Origin of the sequence: Lactobacillus kefiranofaciens (assembly GCF_014656585.1) — a bacterium.
GTDB classification, from domain to species: Bacteria; Bacillota; Bacilli; order Lactobacillales; family Lactobacillaceae; genus Lactobacillus; species Lactobacillus kefiranofaciens.
Map to the genome: position 1 here is coordinate 1,194,806 of NZ_CP061341.1, position 20,238 is coordinate 1,215,043.

Annotated in this window: 18 protein-coding genes; 8 read left to right on the forward strand and 10 right to left on the reverse strand. The window is 36.5% G+C overall.

Going from position 1 to position 20,238, the window contains the following annotated elements:
• Nucleotides 1–37: 37 nt before the first annotated feature.
• Nucleotides 38–835, reverse strand: a complete 798-nt coding sequence (locus tag ICI50_RS05940; protein ID WP_279593571.1) for an aldo/keto reductase family protein — start codon at nt 833–835, stop codon at nt 38–40.
• Nucleotides 836–1,412: 577 nt separating this feature from the next.
• Entirely contained in the window at nt 1,413–2,603 is a 1,191-nt protein-coding gene (gene coaBC, locus ICI50_RS05945) for a bifunctional phosphopantothenoylcysteine decarboxylase/phosphopantothenate--cysteine ligase CoaBC (RefSeq protein ID WP_056941317.1), read from the reverse strand.
• A 91-nt stretch (nt 2,604–2,694) separates the two neighbouring features.
• On the opposite strand from coaBC, the gene ICI50_RS05950 reads away from it, so the two are divergent.
• Both ICI50_RS05950 and ICI50_RS05955 read left to right on the forward strand, forming a co-directional pair.
• Nucleotides 2,695–2,952 carry a hypothetical protein gene (locus ICI50_RS05950; RefSeq protein WP_013854216.1) on the forward strand — a complete coding sequence of 86 codons (258 nt, stop codon included), beginning with the start codon at nt 2,695–2,697 and terminating at the stop codon, nt 2,950–2,952.
• Nucleotides 2,953–3,047: 95 nt separating this feature from the next.
• A complete protein-coding gene (locus tag ICI50_RS05955) occupies nt 3,048–4,232 on the forward strand; it encodes an aminotransferase class I/II-fold pyridoxal phosphate-dependent enzyme (protein WP_013854217.1) in 1,185 nt (394 codons plus the stop codon).
• A gap of 53 nt (nt 4,233–4,285) precedes the next feature.
• On the opposite strand, the gene aspS is transcribed toward ICI50_RS05955, so the two are convergent.
• Both aspS and hisS read right to left on the reverse strand, forming a co-directional pair.
• Complete coding sequence (aspS, locus tag ICI50_RS05960) at nt 4,286–6,139, reverse strand: aspartate--tRNA ligase (protein ID WP_013854218.1); 1,854 nt, start codon at nt 6,137–6,139, stop codon at nt 4,286–4,288.
• Nucleotides 6,140–6,143: 4 nt separating this feature from the next.
• On the reverse strand, nt 6,144–7,430 hold the full coding sequence (gene hisS / locus ICI50_RS05965; RefSeq protein WP_013854219.1) for a histidine--tRNA ligase: 1,287 nt from the start codon (nt 7,428–7,430) through the stop codon (nt 6,144–6,146).
• Nucleotides 7,431–7,522: 92 nt separating this feature from the next.
• Here hisS and ICI50_RS05970 point away from each other — a divergent pair, with 92 nt between their 5' ends.
• A complete protein-coding gene (locus tag ICI50_RS05970; RefSeq protein ID WP_013854565.1) occupies nt 7,523–8,374 on the forward strand; it encodes an IS982-like element ISLh1 family transposase in 852 nt (283 codons plus the stop codon).
• Nucleotides 8,375–8,668: 294 nt separating this feature from the next.
• Here ICI50_RS05970 and dtd read toward each other — a convergent pair whose 3' ends face one another.
• Genes dtd through prmA form a run of 4 tightly spaced genes read right to left on the reverse strand, consistent with a single transcriptional unit; the run spans nt 8,669 to nt 12,726 of the window.
• On the reverse strand, nt 8,669–9,106 hold the full coding sequence (gene dtd / locus ICI50_RS05975; RefSeq protein WP_013854220.1) for a D-aminoacyl-tRNA deacylase: 438 nt from the start codon (nt 9,104–9,106) through the stop codon (nt 8,669–8,671).
• Nucleotides 9,106–11,346: a RelA/SpoT family protein gene (locus ICI50_RS05980; protein WP_013854221.1), complete on the reverse strand. Its 2,241-nt coding sequence runs from the start codon at nt 11,344–11,346 to the stop codon at nt 9,106–9,108. The genes dtd and ICI50_RS05980 overlap by 1 nt, the downstream gene beginning before the upstream one ends.
• Nucleotides 11,347–11,360: 14 nt before the next feature.
• On the reverse strand, nt 11,361–11,723 hold the full coding sequence (locus ICI50_RS05985; RefSeq protein ID WP_054640095.1) for a hypothetical protein: 363 nt from the start codon (nt 11,721–11,723) through the stop codon (nt 11,361–11,363).
• A 55-nt stretch (nt 11,724–11,778) separates the two neighbouring features.
• Complete coding sequence (gene prmA / locus ICI50_RS05990) at nt 11,779–12,726, reverse strand: 50S ribosomal protein L11 methyltransferase (RefSeq protein ID WP_013854223.1); 948 nt, start codon at nt 12,724–12,726, stop codon at nt 11,779–11,781.
• 61 nt (nt 12,727–12,787) lie between these two features.
• Here prmA and ybaK point away from each other — a divergent pair, with 61 nt between their 5' ends.
• The 3 genes from ybaK to ICI50_RS11055 all read left to right on the forward strand — a co-directional run bounded on the left by ybaK (nt 12,788) and on the right by ICI50_RS11055 (nt 16,955).
• Entirely contained in the window at nt 12,788–13,297 is a 510-nt protein-coding gene (gene ybaK / locus ICI50_RS05995) for a Cys-tRNA(Pro) deacylase (RefSeq protein ID WP_056941316.1), read from the forward strand.
• A gap of 440 nt (nt 13,298–13,737) precedes the next feature.
• The gene (locus ICI50_RS06000; RefSeq protein WP_056941315.1) at nt 13,738–16,083 is read left to right on the forward strand and encodes a YSIRK-type signal peptide-containing protein; all 2,346 of its coding nucleotides are present in this window, start codon (nt 13,738–13,740) and stop codon (nt 16,081–16,083) included.
• 731 nt (nt 16,084–16,814) lie between these two features.
• A complete protein-coding gene (locus ICI50_RS11055) occupies nt 16,815–16,955 on the forward strand; it encodes a hypothetical protein (protein WP_226908608.1) in 141 nt (46 codons plus the stop codon).
• 50 nt (nt 16,956–17,005) lie between these two features.
• Here the strand turns inward: ICI50_RS11055 and ICI50_RS06010 are convergent, their stop codons facing one another.
• Nucleotides 17,006–18,352: a threonine/serine exporter family protein gene (locus ICI50_RS06010; RefSeq protein WP_013854227.1), complete on the reverse strand. Its 1,347-nt coding sequence runs from the start codon at nt 18,350–18,352 to the stop codon at nt 17,006–17,008.
• 176 nt (nt 18,353–18,528) lie between these two features.
• On the opposite strand from ICI50_RS06010, the gene ICI50_RS06015 reads away from it, so the two are divergent.
• Together ICI50_RS06015 and ICI50_RS06020 are read left to right on the forward strand one after the other, a co-directional pair.
• Nucleotides 18,529–19,467, forward strand: coding sequence for a sugar-binding transcriptional regulator (locus tag ICI50_RS06015; protein WP_013854228.1), 939 nt, complete (start codon nt 18,529–18,531; stop codon nt 19,465–19,467).
• A gap of 17 nt (nt 19,468–19,484) precedes the next feature.
• Complete coding sequence (locus ICI50_RS06020; RefSeq protein ID WP_013854229.1) at nt 19,485–19,820, forward strand: transporter; 336 nt, start codon at nt 19,485–19,487, stop codon at nt 19,818–19,820.
• Between the two features lie 28 nt (nt 19,821–19,848).
• On the opposite strand, the gene ICI50_RS06025 is transcribed toward ICI50_RS06020, so the two are convergent.
• The gene (locus ICI50_RS06025; RefSeq protein WP_013854230.1) at nt 19,849–20,232 is read right to left on the reverse strand and encodes a DUF1828 domain-containing protein; all 384 of its coding nucleotides are present in this window, start codon (nt 20,230–20,232) and stop codon (nt 19,849–19,851) included.
• Nucleotides 20,233–20,238 lie beyond the last annotated feature (6 nt).

Sequence of the window (20,238 nt, forward strand, 5' to 3'; positions counted from 1 at the left end):
CGATTTCCAATAAAAAAGTATCGCTTTTTCGCGATACTCACCAAACTGACAAAGTAGGTACTTTTTCTTTCAATTTAATTAATTCTGCCATATCTTCAGCACTGATTTTGAAATTAACTGCTAAATTATCTTTCATTTCTGAAATATTGTCACTCTTAGGTAAGACAACACAACCTAACTGTAGGTCAAAAGCAAGCATTAATTGAGCTGCAGAAACCTTATATTTCTTAGCATATTCTCGTACCTTGCGTTCATTAAGCAAACGACCATGAGAAAGTGGTGAATATGCTTCGATTAGAATACCTAACTGTTGGCAATAATCCATTAATTCTTTCGGTACTTTGTCAATATGAACTTCAATTTGATTAACAGCTGGCTTAATACTACCATTTTTGACAATATTATCTACATCTTCTTCTAGAAAGTTCGAAACACCAATTGCCCTAATCTTACCAGCTTTAACCGCCTCTTCCATTGCGCGCCAATTCTCTAGATTTCCTTCGAAATGACGATCATTAGTTCGATTCACTTCAATCCAAGGTTGAGGTGAATGGATCAGCATCATATCAATATATTCCAAGCTAAATCGATCCAATGCATCATCGATTGCCTTTTTTGTACCTTCATAATCCTTAACTGCAGTTGGTAATTTAGTAGTTAAAAAGATATCACTACGTTCCACGTCGGAATTCCAAATACCCTTACCAACACCCGTTTCATTACCATAGTCCTTAGCAGTGTCAAAGGCGCGATAACCTACCTCAATTGCTTGACGTATTGTTTTTCTAACGTCATCGTTGTTGATGAGCCAGGTACCCAGCTGAATTTGAGGCATTTTTATTCCGTTGTTTAATGTTATTGTTTTATCAGAGTACACACTTTACACCTCTACATTTTATCTAATATGTCTCTGCCTCTTCTATTCCCTATATGTGCATAGTTATTTAAGAACTTAGTCGTCTTATAATTTTTAATTCCTTTGCATCTTACTTATAGCATACACCAATATATCACTAAATCCTATACGTATATCAGAAATATTGTATCAACTATGAGACCATGTCATCATTTAAGCCCGCTATAAAGTGCGTCATATCAAGTCCTCTATGCTTTCTTATATTATAGAAATTTTTTTAGTAATTCTATACGTTTTTTGAATTTAAACCATAAAAAAGAAAGGGCTGATTATTAACGCATCAACTCTTTCTCCTCAGTCTCTTAATTCCCATTACCTATAATACTAGATTTAAGTAGGAAAACAAGCTTTTTTAGAGGTTATAAAGGCAATTTATGTTATTTTTAATAAATATATTTGTATAGTCTCAGTACATACATAAATAGTTGATTGCTATATTACAAAATTATTACATTAGCAGCTTTTATATTTTTGCTATAATATATACACATATATATTATAGCTTAGAAGCAACTATTTTAAGCAACTTCTTAGCGATCTCTATCTTACTCATCCGCGCCCAACGATTAATTGTCCCATCTTTATCTAAAAGCGTAACTTGATCTTGATCATTGCCAAAAACATTTTGCGACACATCATTAGCCACAATCATATCTGCACCTTTAGATTGCAGTTTCTTTTCAGCATTCTGCATTAAATCATTAGTCTCTGCAGCAAAGCCCACCACGATCTGGTTTTCTTGTTTATGATGAGCTATCGTTGCCAAAATATCGGTCGTCTTAACTAAAGTTAAATTTAGAGTTGGTTGCTGAACTTGCTTTTTTAATTTATGATCTGCCACTTTTTGCATACGCCAATCAGCTACCGCAGCTGCCATAATTAAAATATTAGCCTGCTTAAAATGTTTTTCTATCGCCTGTAGCATATCTTCACTTGATCGCGCAGAAATCAAATCAATCTTAGAGTTTCGAGGCAACGTAGTAGTGACATTCCCATAAATCAATTTTACCTGTGCACCCAAACTTGCTGCTGCCGTTGCAATTGCAATTCCCATTTTGCCGCTGGAGCGATTTCCAATAAAACGAACAGGATCAATTGGTTCCTCAGTTCCACCTGCCGTTACAATTATTGTCTTATCTTGGAGAAGCTTTTTCTGTTTTAAGAAATCTTCAACCCACTTAACAATGTCGGTGATTTCTGGCATTCTCCCCTTAGCTGCATAGCCTTCTGCTAGCATTCCTGTTGCCGGATCCATAATCTGGACTCCGTTTTTGCGCAAAAAAGCTAAATTACGTTGAGTCGCCGGGTTAAACCACATCTGATCATTCATAGCAGGTACTACTAGCTTAGGAGCCGCAGTAGCTAGAATTGTCGTACTAGCTGCGTCATCGGCGATTCCAACAGCCATTTTAGCAATAAAATTTGCTGTAGCTGGTAAAACTAACGCTAATTCAGTCCAGCACGCCAAATGTACATGAGGAATGCTAGCTTCATTTTCTTTACTCCATAAGTCATCTAGAACTGGATACTTAGTTAAGGCGGCAAGAGTATTACTGGTTACAAAATGCTCAGCGTTTTTAGTCATTACAATTCTAATTTCATGACCCTTTTTCTCCAAATCACGGATTGCCTCTACTGCCTTATAAGCCGCAATCCCACCTGTCATATATACTGTTATTCTCGTCATCTTAATCCCTTCATGTTTCAATTTAATTTTATTTTATCATTAAGTAAAAAAATAGTAGAATATCTTTCGGGGATCATATTTTGGAGGAAAAATGAAACTTATTTGTAAATTATTATTGCTCTTATTACTAGGGGCGAGTTTATCTGCTTGTAGCAACTCGGCAGCACCAACACCACCAAAAAATAATGTTGACACTGTCAAAATCGTTGATCAATCAGTTAAACCCAAAAAGCCACATCATCCAGCTAAACCAATGAATGGCACTTTGCCAAGCTCACCACTGCTACATAATTTGAATAAAAAAAAGACAATTTATACCGATTTAAATAAAGTGCTAAAGAAGAAATGATTTACTGTCATTTCTTTTTTTGAAAAGAAATATGTTGTCTTCTTTTGTTTGCTTCGATAAAATCAATAGTATTAAAGAAAGGATTTTATACATATATGCCAAATTTATCTAGTGACTTAACTCCTATTATTAACAAAAGACTTAATAATTTATCCGCTTCTAAAATTCGTGCATTTGATCAAAAAGTCTCAAGTATTCCTGGTATTATTAAGTTAACCATTGGTGAACCTGATCTAAATACGCCAGATCATATCAAAAATGCCGCAATCCGTGACATCCAAGCTAATGATTCACACTATGCTCCTCAAGCAGGTAAACCGGAACTACTTGATGCAATTAGTAACTATCTTGAACGCAAAATTGGTATTCATTACGATCCTACAAGTGAAATCTGTGCAACTGTTGGTGCTACAGGTGCTTTAAACGATGTCTTCATGGCCTTGCTTAATCCTGGTGACAAGATTCTAGTGCCAACCCCAGTTTGGGCACTTTACTTTCAATTAATCAAATTGACTGGTGCAATTCCTATCCAAATTGATACCAAAAAAGATAATTTTATCCTCACCCCTCAACACTTACGCCATGTTTTAGACGGTCGTGGCAAGGGAGCTAAGGCGATTATTCTTACTAACCCATCTAATCCAACTGGCCGCGTTTATCCCGCTGAAATTTTAAAAGAACTTGCAGAAGTAATCAAAGAATATCAAATTTATTCTGTAACTGACGAAATTTATGCAGAACTTGTTTATGACACAGTAAAGCACCATTCACTTTCTGAATATATTCCAGATCGCAATATCTTAATTTCTGGCGTATCTAAAGCTTACGCAATGACTGGTTGGCGATTGGGCTACATAGCAGGTCCCAAGGAAATAATGCAAAGCATTTGTAAAATTAATGCTTTCTTAGTCACAGCGGTGACAGACAACGTTCAGATGGCGGCGGTTGAAGCCTTAAACAATGGACACGACGATCCCAAAGAAGCGAAAAAAATTTATGAATTGCGTTTGCAATTTATGAAAACTGGGCTGGAAAAAGTTGGCTTTGAAATGGCCACACCTCAAGGTGCTTTCTATATTTTCGCTAAAATTCCAGAGCAATATGGCACTGATGACGAGCAATTTGCCTTTGAATTAGCCCAAAAAGCTCAAGTTGGTGTAACTCCTGGTCGTTATTTTGGTAAAGGTGGCGAAGGATATGTTCGTCTTTCCTATGCTTCTTCAAATGAACAAATGCAAGAAGCTCTAAAGCGTATTATCAATTTTGTAAAAAATCTTTAAAACTGTATCAAAAAAGGCGATCCTTTGGATCGCCTTTTTTATATCTTAATTTATTACTTGTCCCAAGTTGAGTTTTCTTCAGCATCCTCTGCTGCCATCTTTTCAAGACGAGCTTCAGTTGCTTTAACACTATCTTGGTACTTGTCTTCAACTTCAATACCTAAATCATTCAATTGTTGATCAGCAACTGGAGCTGGAGCATGCATCATTGGTTCTGAAGCACTAGCATTCTTAGGGAAGGCCAATACGTCACGGATATTATCCTTGTCGGCAAGCATCATAGCAAATCTGTCAAGACCAATAGCTAAACCTGCGTGAGGTGGGAAGCCCATATCTAAGGCATCCATCAAGTAACCGAATTGTTCATAAGCACGTTTCTTAGTGAAGCCTAATGCCTTGAACATGTTTTCTTGGGTTGAACGCTTGTGAATACGAATTGAGCCACCGCCCATTTCATCACCGTTCATAACGATGTCGTAGCTGCGTGCGTGAGCCTTATGAGGTTCAGTAGTCAATAATTCAACGCCCTTATCATCTGGCATGGTGAATGGGTGGTGAGCTGCAACCCAACGACCAAGACCTTCATCATATTCGAATAATGGCCAGTCAACAACCCAGACAAAGTCATAAACGCCCTTAGGAATAATACCAGTTTCATGAGCAAATTCACGACGCAAGTGGTTCAAACTGTCACAGCAGACCTTCCACTTGTCAGCGATGAAGACAACTAATTCTCCACCTTCAAGATTGAATTCCTTCTTCAAAGCTTCCTTGTTTTCATCAGTTAAAAAGCGTGCAACAGGGCCTGAGAATTCGCCATCTTCAAACTTAACCCAAGCTAAACCCTTAGCGTGAAAACGTTTGATGAAGTCAGCCTTCTTGTCGATCTTCTTGCGTGAGTATTCCTTAGCACCATTCTTAACGGCAATACCCTTAACGAAGCCGCCGTCAGCGATTGCACCTGAGAATACCTTAAAGTCACTATCCTTAAAGATTGGACTTAAGTCATGAATAAGCATGCCGTAACGTGTATCTGGCTTGTCACAACCGTACCTGTTCATTGAATCAGTCCAAGTAATTCGCTTAATAGGAGTCTTAAGGTCGATACCCTTAACATCCTTCATAATCTTCTTTAAAAGACCTTCAGTGTAGCCTTGGATAGTTTCTTCGTCAGCAAATGACATTTCCATATCGATTTGAGTAAATTCAGGTTGACGGTCACCACGCAAGTCTTCGTCACGGAAACAACGAGCTAACTGGTAGTACTTGTCAAAACCAGCACCCATTAATAATTGTTTAAACAATTGTGGTGATTGTGGCAAAGCGTAGAAACTACCTGGGTAAATTCTTGATGGAACTAAGTAGTCACGTGCACCTTCTGGAGATGACTTGCCTAAAATTGGGGTTTCAATATCAATGAAGCCATTCTCGTCAAAGAATTCGTGCGTTGCACGCAAAATTTTTGAACGTAAGATGATAGCTTGTTGAACTTCTGGACGACGAAGGTCAAGGTAACGGTACTTTAATCTAGTTTGTTCTGAAATTTCTACACCGTTCTTAATTTCAAATGGAGGGTTCTTAGCTTTATTTAAAATAATAATATCAGTAGCGTCAACTTCAACTTGACCAGTCTTCATATCTGGGTTGACTTCTGAACGCTTAACAACTTTACCCTTAACTTGAAGAACGTATTCATTGCCAAGAGAGTCGGCAATATCCATCAAGTCCTTACCAGAATCCTTATTAACCACAATTTGTACTAAGCCTTCACGGTCACGCAAGTCGATAAATACCAAGTTGCCCAGGTTACGTACACGTTGTACCCAACCATAAAGATTTACATTTTCGCCGATATACTTTTCAGTAATATTGCCACAATAATCTGTTCTTTTTTCAATCTTTTCCATTATGCTAATCCTTTAATTCTCCCATTACCTTACTCATATCATTGAGATCTTCTAAACTCAAATCAATGGTCTTGCCATCAGCCAAACGCTTAACGTTTAAGACGCCATTTTCAAGTTCTTTTTCACCCAAAGTAATAACGAACTTAGCATGATCACGGTCAGCCTTCTTAAATTGCGCCTTAAGCTTCTTTTGGTTAACGTCAAAATCAGCTTCAAAGCCTTGCTTACGCAAGCTTCTAGCAATCTCGATTGCTTTTTGGGCGGTTCCTTCACCGATATTAGTGATGAAGAAGTCTAAGCCTTCATTCTTAAACAAAGCAGGATTTTGCTTTTCCAAAACAAGCATTAATCTTTCTTCACCAATACCAAAACCAACAGCTGGAGTAGCTGGGCCATTAAATTCTTCTACCAAATGGTCGTAACGACCACCGCCTAAGATAGTAGTAGCTGATTCCCAAAGACTCTTATCTTCAACCATGAATTCAAAAATTACGCCAGTATAGTAGTCAAGACCACGAACTAAGTCATCGTCAATGACATAATCAATGCCCAATTGATCCAGCATCTTTAAGATTGCTTCAAAGTTAGCCTTAGAATCGTCATCCAAGAAATCACGAATCTTAGGTGCATCTGGCAAGAACTTCTTGTCGCAGTCATCCTTTGAATCTAAGATACGAAGAGGATTATCACGCAATCTTCTTTGTGAATCCTCTGATAATTCATCCTTTACCGGAGTAAAGTAATTTACCAAAGCATCATGGTAATCCTTACGCACTTGTTCATTACCTAAAGTATTGATATGCAGTTGATAATTCTTAACGCCCAATTCACCCAGCAAATCATGCCCCATCATGATAGTTTGCACATCTGATAATGGGTTGCTTGAGCCAAAACTTTCAACTCCGATTTGGTGAAATTCGCGTTGACGACCTGCTTGTGGTCTTTCATATCTAAAAGTTGATTCCATGTAGAAAACGTTAAATGGCTTAACTACTTCTGGAGCGTACATCTTGTCTTCGACGTAAGCACGAACTACGCCAGCCGTACCTTCTGGACGTAAAGCAATATGACGACCGCCTTTGTCGTTAAAATCATACATTTGCTTTTCTACAATTTCTGAACTGTCACCACTGGAACGTGAAAAAATCTCATAATTTTCAAAACTAGGCGTGCGAATTTCACGGTAATTGGCACGATTGAAGAAGTTTCTTGCAGTTTCTTCGACTTTTTGCCATGAACCAGATTGATCAGGCAAAATATCAACTGTACCTTTTGGTTTTTGAACTCTCATTTAATCATCCTTTTTACGCGTGGTGCTAGTTAAATCGTTTTAGTTAATATAGACTCAAGTTGTAGTATCAAAAAGAAAAGAGTCTGATCTGATTGAACTGCCTTAAGCGTTTTAGCCACCATTTACAAGTTAGTTTTAAAGATTTAGTGATAATTTGTCGGCACTGGTATCGTTTGTATGCACCGGCTGAGTTTACTCATCGGCGAAATATTGATCAAATTAAAACTACGGACAGTCTGATTTTGGCTTTACTTATCTGGCAAGCTAAGACAGGAATTGAATCACAAAGAAGATTCTGTGAATGTTTCAATTGTTTATCACACTCACGTTTTAATCGACGTTCACGTCAGCTATTGCAATTGATTTATCAGATACGGCAAGAAATGAATAAAAAGGTTGACCTGAATGGACAGTTCTTGATCATTGACAGCTTTCCGGTACCTGTTTGCCAACCAATTCGCAACTATCGTGCTAAAATTTTTGGCGGTTATGCCAACATTGGTTATAAGGCCACCAAGAAAATTTACTTTTATGGTTTCAAAGTTCATGCCATTGTTAGCGATGACGGTTACATTCTTGATTATGTCGTAACAAAAGCATCAGTTCATGATGCCAGGGAGACAGTTGAACTGATGGAAAATACCCATCCATCTAATTACTATCTTCTTGGCGACGAAGGCTATTTAGGCAAAGAACTGCATCAACAGCTAAAACAAATGGGTTATGAACTTTGGACACCATATCGTAAAAATATGACAGGAGCTAAAAAGCACAATGATCATCAATTGATGGCTATTCGCAGAACAATTGAAAGCGACTTTTCGCTTCTGACCTATTACAATGCCGAGAACAATCGAGCACGTAGTCTGATAGGCTTTCAAAGCCGGTTAGAAATTGCAATTTTAGCTTATAATTTGGCTTATTGTCTAGAACGATTTAACTAGCACCACGCGTATCCTTTTTATATTTTGCTATCTTGATAAAAATAAAAAGCACCCCTGAAATTAATCAAGGGCGCTCAAATTAGCACGGTACCACCTTTTTTGGTTGCTGCGATTAACGCTCGCCAAACGATCCATTATCTGATAAAGGTGTCACAGATTCTGATCTATCTGCTCTTGCACCACAACAAGCAGTCTCTAAAAATAGATCATCGCTAATCTTCATTCTTTGTCATCGATAATTCTTTTTTAGCTTATATTTTTACAGCTTTAAAGTCAACCTTTGTAAGCGATTTTTTACAAATCCAAAACGATTGTAAATGGTCCATCATTTTCTAGGTCAACCTGCATATCAGCACCAAACTCACCAGTTTCAACATGAAAGCCATCTGCTTCAAGTTCTTTGTTAAAGTCTTCCCATAGTTCTTTAGACTTCGGAGGACGCATGGCATCAACAAAGCTAGGACGATTGCCCTTTTTAGTATTAGCCATTAAAGTAAATTGACTAACACTTAAAATTTCACCGCCGACATCTTTTAAAGATAAATTAGTTTTGCCCTCTTCATCTTCAAAAATTCGCATCTTAGCAATCTTATCGGCTGCTTTTTTAACAACAGAGAGTTCATCTCCGTTCTTGATGCCGACTAGCAACATAAACCCTTTGCCGATCTTGCCAACAGTTTTGCCAGCAATATTTACCTTGGCGTGATTAACTCTTTGAATTACAACTCTCATTAATTATCTGACCTCTTAGTTTCGTAAACATCTGGAATGTCGCGTAATTTACTTAAAATTTCATCAAGCTGATCGGCATTCTTAACCGCCACAGTAACGTACATATGAGCAATATTGTCTTCATTAACTTTACCAGAAATATTGGTAATGTTTTTGGTAAGTGAATTCAACTTGTTAATGACATCGCTCAATAAATTAGAGCGATTGTAGCCAAAGACTTCGATATTGGCGCTGAATGACTGAACACTGTTTTCTTCAACATTTTCCCATTCCACATCGATCAAACGCCCTTGCTGTGCCGCTTCCTTGGTAATGTTGCGACAATCTGCTCTATGAATCGTTACTCCGCGACCTTTGGTAACATAGCCAATAATCTTGTCACCTGGAACAGGATTACAACACTTAGCCAAATGAAGCATTAAATCACTGACGCCTTGTATCATAACGCCATTCTTATGCTTTACCTTCATAGCTGAATTGGTGTTCTTTTTTGGCTGTTCCTCTTGTATGGACTGTTGACCAGAATTCAGAATCTTTTCTTCTAATTCTTTTTGCTTTTGCTTCTCATCTTCACGACGTAAATCAATTGTTAAACGGTTGACTACGGCCTGTGCAGATAAATCGCCAAAGCCCACTGCAGCATACAATTCATCTGGAGTATGGTAATTGAAGTGATCTAAGATCTTCTCAATATGCTCTTTATCCATAAAATCTTTTGGAGCAAGATCTTCTTCACGGATCACATTAGCAAGCATTTGCTGTCCATGCTCAATGCTTTGTTCACGATCCTGACTTCTGAAGTAACGCCGAATCTTATTACGAGCTCTAGAAGTTTTAACAATATCTACCCAGTCGCGCGATGGTGTGGCATTAGTCTGCGTCATAATTTCAATGACGTCACCATTTCTTAACTTGTAATCTAGTGGTACTAACTTATTGTTAACCTTTGCCCCTACGGCATGACTACCAACTTGAGTATGAATTGCATATGCAAAATCTAAAGTTACTGATCCCTTAGGCAATTCATATACTTCACCTCTTGGGGTAAATACATATACACGGTCCGAGAAAATATCGCTTTTAACGGATTTCATAAATTCCCCAGCATCTTTAGTCTCATCCTTTAATTCAAGGATCTCACGTACCATGTCTAACTTTTCACCAGAAGAGGTAGTTTGCACACCGCTAAAGTTGCCACGCTTGTAAGCCCAGTGAGCAGCAACACCGTATTCAGCAACTTCATGCATTTGTTCAGTTCTAATTTGAATTTCTAGAGGTCGACCACCCGGTCCAATAATAGTAGTATGGAGTGATTGATAGCCGTTGACCTTAGGCATGGCAATGTAGTCCTTAAAGCGGCCTGGCATCGGTTTCCATTCGGTATGGACGGCACCTAAGACCGCATAACAATCACGCACATTTTTAACAATTGCACGGACAGCCAACAAATCGTAAATTTCATCGAAGTCTTTGTGCTTATTGACCATCTTTTTGTAAATAGAATAAATATGCTTAGGACGGCCATAAATCTCGTACTTAATGCCCAATTCATCCAAAGTCTTTTTCAATGTCTTAATGGTATCAGCGATATATTTTTCACGTTGACTTCTCTTAACGTCCATCAAATTAACAATGCGATAGTAAGCTTCTGGGTTAAGATAGTGAAAACTCATGTCTTCTAGTTCCCACTTGATTGTCCCAATACCTAAACGGTCGGCTAGTGGTGCATAAATATCCATGGTTTCAGAAGCAATTCTGCGTTGCTTATCGGGACGCAAATGCTGCAGAGTATGCATATTATGCAAACGATCAGCTAATTTGACCATAATGACCCGCAAGTCCTTAGCCATTGCGATCAACATTTTACGGTGATTTTCAGCCAAAAATTCTTGATGAGACTTATATTCGTATTTATTTAATTTAGTTACGCCATCAACGATAAAGGCGACATCTTCACCAAATTTTTCTTTTAATTCATCGTTAGTAACTGGCGTATCTTCCACTGTATCATGTAAAAAGCCAGCGGCTACAGTATCTGGATCTAATCCTAAAGTTGCTAAAGTCCCTGCAACTTGAGTGGGATGAATAATATAAGGTTGTCCAGATGCCCGTTTTTGTCCAGCATGGGCCTTATCAGCAAATTCATATGCTTTCTCAACAAAGGCAACTTGATCATCATTCATATACTTTTTGCAGGCATCAATTACCTGATCATGAGTCATTTCAACGTATTTGGACATTCTGGTCATCCCTTCTAGCGATAAATATTCTTATTCATTAGTCCGAAAACTTCAATTATTAAATAAATTAAACCAAACATTAAATTATAGAGTGCAAAATGCGGCAAAATTGCTAAACAAAATAGGATCGGCATTAACAAAATCCAACCATAATTAAGCTTCAATCGTACGATTAAACAACCCAGATGATAGGCAATTGCACAGTTAATTACGAAAAAAAGCAATCCTAAACGCCAAACAATTGGTATCCGGCAAAGACTGAAAATATAAGGCAAAACCGCAGCTAAGATACTCCACCAGATGAGCGGCATCCAAACATACTTACTCATTTTTTTAACTATTGGAATTTCTTGGGTCTTCTTTCCACCATTTTTCATTAAAAATCTATGCCTCTCATTAAAGTTTAATTTAATTGATATTATTTTACCACGTTTATTTATCTTTTCTAGTAATTGCTAACCCAATCCAGCGACCTTGTCTCATAGTTAGATCAATCTTGAACCCATTCTCAGCAAGAGATTTTTGAATCTTAGGCAACTGCTTGTAATCAATCCCTGAAAAGATAACCTTTCCTCCTTCATTTAGATGGGCGTCCATTTGCGGAATCAAATCAAGCAAAATTTCAGCTAAAATATTAGCTACAATAATATCAAACTTTCCTTTAACATCAGCTAATAAACTAGTCTTTTGCACTCGAATATTTTTGATTTGGTTCAAGGCAGCATTCTGCTTAGTTGCAGTCATTGATTCATCAGAAATATCGGTAGCTAAAATATCAGTAGCACCTAATTTCGCCGCTGCAATGGCTAAAATACCGGATCCAGTACCAACATCAACCACACTAATTGGCTTTTTAGTAATATCGCGTTCAAGCCCCATCATCGCAAGTTGAGTAGTCTTATGATTGCCAGTACCAAAGGCTAAACCTGGATCAAGCTTAATCAGCTTTTGATCCTTAAAAGCTGGCTGATAGTCTTCCCATTCAGGAACGATTGCTAAGTGTCTTGAAAAATCAATGACATGGTAGTACTTCTGCCAAGCGGTATTCCAATCTTGATCTTTAATGTAAGAAGTAGTAATTTTTGCATCCCCAATCTTAAGACCATAACCTTGCAGCTCTTGCAACTTTTCCGCAAACTTTTTAACTAAATCATCCTTATCTGCTTCTTCGTCAAAATAAGCATAAAAATAGGTATCCTTAGGTAAATCCTTAATATCATCCATCTCAACCACGGTTGAGTCATGCAACCACCCTGCTTGTTCAAAATCGTTGCGCTGTCTAGACTCAATCCCTAATGCATTTAGATTATCCATTGCATAAATGCCAAGCGCATCTTCTACTTCATGACTAGTGTCAATTTTAATAATTAATAATTTCATTAATGTAAAACTCCTTTGGGATTTTCTTTGAGCAATGCTATCATGATTAAAGGTGATAAATATGTCAAAGAAGAAAAATAAAAAGAATAAACTTGAAAAAACATTAGTAGAAAAAATTTTAGACCAACATAAGATCAAGTATCATCAAACTTCATTTGCGGTAACCAAAGATAAAGGTGGGGTCGCACAAATGGACACTTCTATTTTAGAAGAGAAAGAGCATTTAGTCTACAAAACCTTGGTTTGTGAAGGAAATAAAACTGGCCCTTTAGTTGGGGTTGTGCCCATTACTGAGCATCTCAGCATGAAAAAATTGGCTAAGGTATCTGGTAATAAAAAATGTGAAATGCTTCCTTTAAAGAAATTAGCCAAAACGACAGGTTACATTCATGGTGCAAACACTCCAATTGGTATTTATTTTAAGGAAAAATTACCTATTTATCTTGATGATTCAATGAAAAAGAACGATGAAATTGCTGTTTCAAGTGGTGAACTTGGTCGAAGCGTTTTTCTCAATCCAAAAGACTTGGCTAAGTTCTGTCATGCTCCATTCGTTGATTTAAAAGAGTGAAAGCGCTTCAAATTTATTAAGTCATTATCTTATTTTTATGTTAAACTAGTTTTGTACCACATGTAGAACGTGACTGATTATAGAAGAAGATGACTGAATTGAATATATTATTAGGGATTGTCGGCTTTACAGTCGCTATTATCGCTGCACTTGTTGTGACAGCATTAGCAATAGCCAAATAAAGTTGCAAGTTAATGATATTTAAAAATGAGTAGTTTAATACTGCTCTTTTTTTATTGTTTCATATTGATGATCGCTATTTTATATTTATGTACATAAAATATTGTCATGTGAATACTTTTTACTTGATATATAGATTTTTGTAAAAAAACTTTAAATTAATTCATAATTTTTATGAATATCGTTATTTATTTGTGCTAGTGTAAGAATGACTTAAGAAAGATCATTCTTTTAAATTTCCAATAATACGAGGTCTAGATATGAAACATAAAAATGATTTAATTTTTAATAATAAATTTAATGGTAAACCCAAATTTGGCTTTAGAAAATTAACTGTTGGCCTAGCTGCAGTGACACTAGGAACCGCCTTTTTCTTAGAAAATGGTCAATTAGTGCAAGCTGATACACAAAATAATCCTGAATCAGTCTCTCAAGTGAAGACCAAAGCTAAGTCACAACACCCCAAAGCAGATGAGGTTTCTAACCCGGCATCCGCAGACTTTAATAAACAGACGGACACTACCCTTAAATCAAATGATAAAGCTCCAGCAACCAATAATACTTTAAAAGCTTCAATAACTGATAGTACTTTAAATGATAATGATAAAGAAACTTCCCTTGATGTAAAAAAGAGTAACCACCCTTATTCTGCTTTCTTTGAAAGAAAAACAGTTGCTAATGAAACAATCAAGGTTACTGCAAACAAAACAGATAAAGACGGAAATAATACTACTCCCATAGATAAACAAAAAAATGTATCCTTAATGGCAGGTCAAGATACAGTAAATATTACTATTAAAGTTACTAATCCAAAATTAGATAATAACAGTTCCTTAACTATTAATTTGCCAAATGCTGGAAAAAACAAAGATTTTAAAATTCCTTATCAAAAGCAAATAATTCCTGATAAAAACGACAAGAAATCAACTTGGACCATCGTTCCTAGCGAAGATAAACAAAATGGCAGTTCAATTGTGGCTAAATGGTCTTCTCCAACTATGAGACAACCTCAAGATTTAAAACTTACTCTTCCTGTTCAAGGTAATTCAGATTTTATTAAACGTGATACTAATGATCAAAAATTTGCTATTAAAGTCAACGATACTTCATATACTGCCTTCACCGCCGATCTAAAGCCTTATCAAGAAAAAGTTTCAAAGAGAGAAATTTTAAAAGGCTTCCTAATGGGCGTAAAAACCTTCAATAGTGTTAACGGTAGCTATGCCGAAAAAAGCAACTTTTCAACAGCTGATATTAAGGATTTTAAATTAAACGAAAATAGCAAAATTCTTCAATGGGGAATTTACTTCAATTATGGTAGTCAAAAAAACAATACTAACCTTTATTCATTAATAAATGCCACTTTTGGTACTTCTTTTAGTTCCGGTCAAATTTTAATTCCATCTTCTATTAAGGTATTTGAGGTCCCGACTGGTATGGCAGTTGATAACAATGGCTATCGTCATGGAGTAGCTGATTACTATCACGATCCACAAGACCAAACTCAAAATTCTACTTACTATAATCAGATTGCAACTGGACAAAATCAAAAACCAGAATTCGAAAATCTATTAAAAACAAATTTAACATATGTTGATTCGACTACTAAAAAAGACCCCAATGGATTTAAAGTTTCACAAAAAGGGCCATTTAAAATAAACGGTAATAATAACTATGGTAAACACGCTTACTTTATTCAACTAGATACCTTTTTAGGCAATGCTACTGCAATTCCTAATGACAGTACTACTATTGCATATACTCACACTTTAAATGGAACTGGTGAACAAATTGACCACCAAACTACAAGCTGGACTAATAAAATAAGTGGTGAATCGGACAGTAATATTGATCAACAAACCAAATTTATTAATTATCAAATTAATCACGTTTATAAAAATGGTAGTAGATTATCAAATAGTCCTTTTGATTCGACTACTGCTACAATTAAATTCTTATCAAAAGATAACGGAAAAACTTGGACTAAGTATAGCGAAGATAACGGAAAAACTTGGAAAGATATTTCAAATAATAAGATTATCATTAAACCTAATGCTTCAAAACAAGCTGCTAAAAAATATACAGCTGATTTCGGGCAAATGATCGTTACTAAGAATGATCAACACTTTAATTTAAACTCTGATCATCAACTGGTTATTAATACTGCTTCAGCACAAAATGAGGACAAATATGTCATCACTATTCCATATTATGTAACAGAAGCCGCTCATGTTACTTTCTACGATGACACGGATAATGAACCTCTAGATACTTATTTAAGCCAACACTCACAAAAAACAAAGATCGATGACAATTACCAAAAGCAAGACAATAATTCTACTCAACAAGATATCTCCTTTAAAAATGCAGACTCAGTTGTAAGCTTTTTGACAAATAACCATTACATATTCAATGGCGTTACTGGTAAAGGCTCTACTACAAATAAAAAATATTCCAATATCTCATATGGCAAATTCGATAATAACGAAAATGTAGATCAAACTTTTGTTTTACACTTTATACATAACGTTAAGAATGAAAAAAAGATTGCTAGTGTCAAAGAGCATATCTCTTACTACTATGAGAATGGTCCCAAGCAAGGTTAAAAAGTTCCTGCTACTTATCGGCCACTAGACTACGAACTGAATTTTGTCAGAAATATAAAAACTGACCTAGTAACTCACAAGTCAACTGAAAGCAATTGGATTTTAGATTCGGCTAAAGACAATAGCAATATCGAGCTGGCATTTAAAGCAATTCCATTTGGTAAACTGCCACAAAATTTAGATGATCATTATAAATTAAATCCCGAGGGTAAGTTTATTATTACAGATACTTCTGACAAACATGAGACTGAAGAATTGCTGATTGTCAAAGGAAAAAATGGCAAGATTCAACTGATTACATTCAACAATAATGAAATTACATTCAACAATAATGAAATCTCGGCTTTGCCAGCTAACGCTAAAATTGATGTTCAAGTACCTTACGATGTAATTAGTCCTATCCCAACGCCACAGCCTAGTCCTAATCCATCAAAGCCTCAGCCAACAGTACCTACTCAACCAGTTAATCGACTAAACCAGCTCAGCCCACTGAGCCTATTGAGCCTACCCAACCCACTAAACACAAGACTTCTACTCGTCATCCTAAACAAATAGTTAAGAAAACTGGTAAACAATCACATAATTGGAGCAATAATAATAATCCATGGGGTGAAAATGGCAAGTATCATAAACGTAATGAACGTCAACATGATTATCGTCATAGCAATATTCCTAAGAGCAGTTCATTCAATAATACTGAACCTAAAGGGAATAACTTATCTAACGTAAGCATTCAAAGTAAAAACCAAGGCTATAATACCCTTCCGCAAACCGGAGAAAATAAAGCGAAATTAGACATTCTTGGTCTAAGCTTAGTTGCATTAGGTGGCTTAATTAGCTTAGCAATTGATAGAAAAAAGCATAAAAACTAATTCAAAATCACAAAAAAAGAGACGAAACTTAAATTTCGTCTCTTTTTCATTTAATCTGCATGTCTCCACTTCTTGTCTGTCAAGATACGAGCAGCTAGCAACCCTAATGGCAAGGCAATCACAATCATCAATGCTTCAGTAATCCAGTAAGCACCAATATTAATATTCGTCACCCCAAAATTAAATACGGCACGATACATATACAGACCTGGCACCATAATAACAATTGAAGGAACAGTAATTGCAATTCTTGGAAAACCAACCTTTTTTCTAACGATACTTGCAAGTAGACCTGCCATTAACGCACCAATAAAAGCAGCTAAGGCAGGAGCCATATGACCATAGTCAAACAGACTTAGCCGCAAAGTATTCGCCATAGCGCCCATAATTGCGGCTGTAGCAGCCATATCTGGACGACTATTAAACATAATTGAGAAGCCAAATACCCCACAGAAACTGGCAATTAATCTTAAAAACGTGAGCATACCTGAATTTATATTTAACTTAGGCATTGATCCGGGATGCAAGTTCAAAATAGTGGCAACGCCCCAACCAACCATTGTAGCAATAATGATGATCAAAACGGCATAAGTCAGGCGTTCCAAACCTGAACGCATATCTAACTTTGACATGTCCAGACCAGATGTAATAAATGGAAAACCTGGAATCACAAACAGCATTGCACCGATATAGCCATATGCATGATGATAATCATAGTGAAATAGCAGTAACCCCAAGTGGAAACACAAAAAGTAAACTGCACAAGCAACTGCAACTGCTACAGCAATCTTTGACACCAAAGTCATCTTTTTCTTTCCCATACCTGCACGGACAAAGTTGCCTGCACCTGCGCCAAAGAAAGCACAGATAACTTCCGGCCAGCCTCCACCTAACAAGAATATAAAGCCTGCACAGGCTAATCCAGAACTTAAACCAGCAATTAATGAAGAATATGCTGATTTTTGGCTCTCAATCTCACGTAGTCGCTTATGAATCTGCCCAATCGTCCATTTACCATGGCCTGCTTCCAATTGACGGACAAATTTTTCCATCGCATTTAATTTGGTCATATTCACACCCGTGGATGGGAGTGACAATGTCTGTGAATAAGATTCATTATCTACATCAAAGCAAGTATATTCTATTGAAACTAGACCAATATCAGCCGAGCAAGTAATTCCCAATGTTCGAGCAATTGTATCCATTGAATCTCGCACACGCCAAGCACCAGTACCGCAACTCAAAAGCATAATCCCGACACGACCAACGATCGATGCTTTATCAACCAGAGTGGCATCTTGAGCCATGGTATCATCATCACTCTTAAAAAATTCTTCCCATAGAATTTTCATATGATGTTTTTTCGATAAATGGTATTCTCGTTCCTTTTCTTTCATCAGTAATGTTTACTTTCCCTCACAATTTTAAAATTTAGCAAAAATTAACTTCTCTATTTTAACACATTTTGGAGGAGGCAATTTATTGATACTTTTTCAAAATTTTATACGCCATTTGACTATTTTAAATTTATAATTAACATATCAATTAAAAAGTGATAAAGGATGGATAAAAATTGGCACAATTAACTGATCAAGAACTTGCTGGAATTGCACATGACTTTTATTTAAGCAAGCTAAATATTGCAGAAATTTCACAGAAATATGATCTTTCACGCTATCTAATTGCTAAAGCATTAGAAGATGCAGAGAACCGTGGAATTGTAAAAATTCAAATCACTCATCGCATTAAGCGTAACCAACAACTAGAACGAGAATTTCAAAAAAAGTTCAATCTTAAAGAAGCATTCATTTTGCAAAGTTCTGAAAATAAAGATGAGGATGCAGAAGCCATCGTTAACTTCGCTGCTAAACAGATTGAAACTTATTTAAAAAATGCTAAAACAATCGGCATCAGTTGGGGTTCCACGATGCGTGGCATTATTAATGACTTTGACGAAAAAAACTTAAATCAGCTTTATTTCGTTCAATTATTAGGACAGGCAATTAATGCTAACCGTCGCAAGAATCCATTAGCTCAAAAAGCAGCAGAAAAATTGCACGTACAAAGTCTGTCTTTACCAGCGCCTCTTTATATGCTCAATTCTGACTTGATTATGGAATTAAAACGCGAGCCTTATTTTGAAGTGATTGAGACCTGCTATCATAATTTAGATCTACTCTTCACAGGGATTGGCACCATGCAGTCAATCAAAGTTAATCAGTTCTTAGACAGAAATTATGTACCTATATTGTTTAAAGATATCCCCGAAGAAAAAGTTGCAGGTACAATCATGGGCCGACCTTATGATATCGACGGTCACTTTTTCCAGAATTTTGAAAAGCATATCTGTGGTGTTTCTATTACTGATATTATGAAAACGCCGATTCGCTTTTGCGTTGTTCGAGATCAATTTAAAGCAACCGCATTACTTGGTGCTTTAAGAACTGGAACATTAACTCATCTAGTGACAAATGATGTCATCGCTAACCGTGTTTTACAAAATATGGCATAATTTTATTGGAGGGAAAAATGAAAAAATCTAAATACGACATCTGGATTGGGGCGATCAATTTAATTAATTGCTTACTCTTCATTGCATCATGGTTTGCAATCTTTGGTGCCGATTTTACTACTAGGGTAGCAATGTTCTTTTATCTATTTGCCTGGATTGGCGTAATTATTAATGCCATCGCTGTAGTTCAATCCCATAACTTGCAGATCTCGCTAGTCGGACCGATCCTGGGCGTAGTTGGCAATGCACTATACGGCTTCACTGCCGTCTTAGCTTTGCCTGCTGTAATTGTTAATATAGTGTCTGCATTTTTTATCTTTATGCAGCACGTTAATCATTTTAAGACTAAATGAAAAAGCCGCCAAAAAATGGCAGCTTTTTTTAGCCTAAATATGAAATTGCTACTTCTAACTGAGCCAATTTCATGATAACTTGCGCTACATTTTCTTGAGCAACATCTACATAGATCTCATAATGTTCCGGATCAAATTCATAGCCTGAACCATATGCGATATCCTGTGCTGTCTCGTTTAATTCCTTGTCCTCAGCCTTAGGATCAAGTTTGAACAAAATTCGTCCGCCATCAGTAATTCGCCAATAATCACCATGGTCTTCTGCCCAAACATACACAGTATCGCCATATGCATCAATCATGATAGTTGCAATTTGCATAGTATGTTCGTCTACCCAAATAGTTTTAGTTTCAGTAGCTACATAAGCGCCAATTTTCATATTTAGTTGTTCTGTTCGTTCTTTTTTATTCATTATTTT

What these genes read in the sequence shown, in the direction of transcription:
- ICI50_RS05940 (WP_279593571.1), bottom strand. Translation starts at nt 835, where the DNA reads ATGCCTCAAATTCAGCTGGGTACCTGGCTCATCAACAACGATGACGTT.
- coaBC (WP_056941317.1), bottom strand. Translation starts at nt 2,603, where the DNA reads ATGACGAGAATAACAGTATATATGACAGGTGGGATTGCGGCTTATAAG.
- ICI50_RS05950 (WP_013854216.1), top strand. Translation starts at nt 2,695, where the DNA reads ATGAAACTTATTTGTAAATTATTATTGCTCTTATTACTAGGGGCGAGT.
- ICI50_RS05955 (WP_013854217.1), top strand. Translation starts at nt 3,048, where the DNA reads ATGCCAAATTTATCTAGTGACTTAACTCCTATTATTAACAAAAGACTT.
- aspS (WP_013854218.1), bottom strand. Translation starts at nt 6,139, where the DNA reads ATGGAAAAGATTGAAAAAAGAACAGATTATTGTGGCAATATTACTGAA.
- hisS (WP_013854219.1), bottom strand. Translation starts at nt 7,430, where the DNA reads ATGAGAGTTCAAAAACCAAAAGGTACAGTTGATATTTTGCCTGATCAA.
- dtd (WP_013854220.1), bottom strand. Translation starts at nt 9,106, where the DNA reads ATGAGAGTTGTAATTCAAAGAGTTAATCACGCCAAGGTAAATATTGCT.
- ICI50_RS05980 (WP_013854221.1), bottom strand. Translation starts at nt 11,346, where the DNA reads ATGTCCAAATACGTTGAAATGACTCATGATCAGGTAATTGATGCCTGC.
- ICI50_RS05985 (WP_054640095.1), bottom strand. Translation starts at nt 11,723, where the DNA reads ATGAAAAATGGTGGAAAGAAGACCCAAGAAATTCCAATAGTTAAAAAA.
- prmA (WP_013854223.1), bottom strand. Translation starts at nt 12,726, where the DNA reads ATGAAATTATTAATTATTAAAATTGACACTAGTCATGAAGTAGAAGAT.
- ybaK (WP_056941316.1), top strand. Translation starts at nt 12,788, where the DNA reads ATGTCAAAGAAGAAAAATAAAAAGAATAAACTTGAAAAAACATTAGTA.
- ICI50_RS06000 (WP_056941315.1), top strand. Translation starts at nt 13,738, where the DNA reads ATGAAACATAAAAATGATTTAATTTTTAATAATAAATTTAATGGTAAA.
- ICI50_RS06010 (WP_013854227.1), bottom strand. Translation starts at nt 18,352, where the DNA reads ATGAAAGAAAAGGAACGAGAATACCATTTATCGAAAAAACATCATATG.
- ICI50_RS06020 (WP_013854229.1), top strand. Translation starts at nt 19,485, where the DNA reads ATGAAAAAATCTAAATACGACATCTGGATTGGGGCGATCAATTTAATT.
- ICI50_RS06025 (WP_013854230.1), bottom strand. Translation starts at nt 20,232, where the DNA reads ATGAATAAAAAAGAACGAACAGAACAACTAAATATGAAAATTGGCGCT.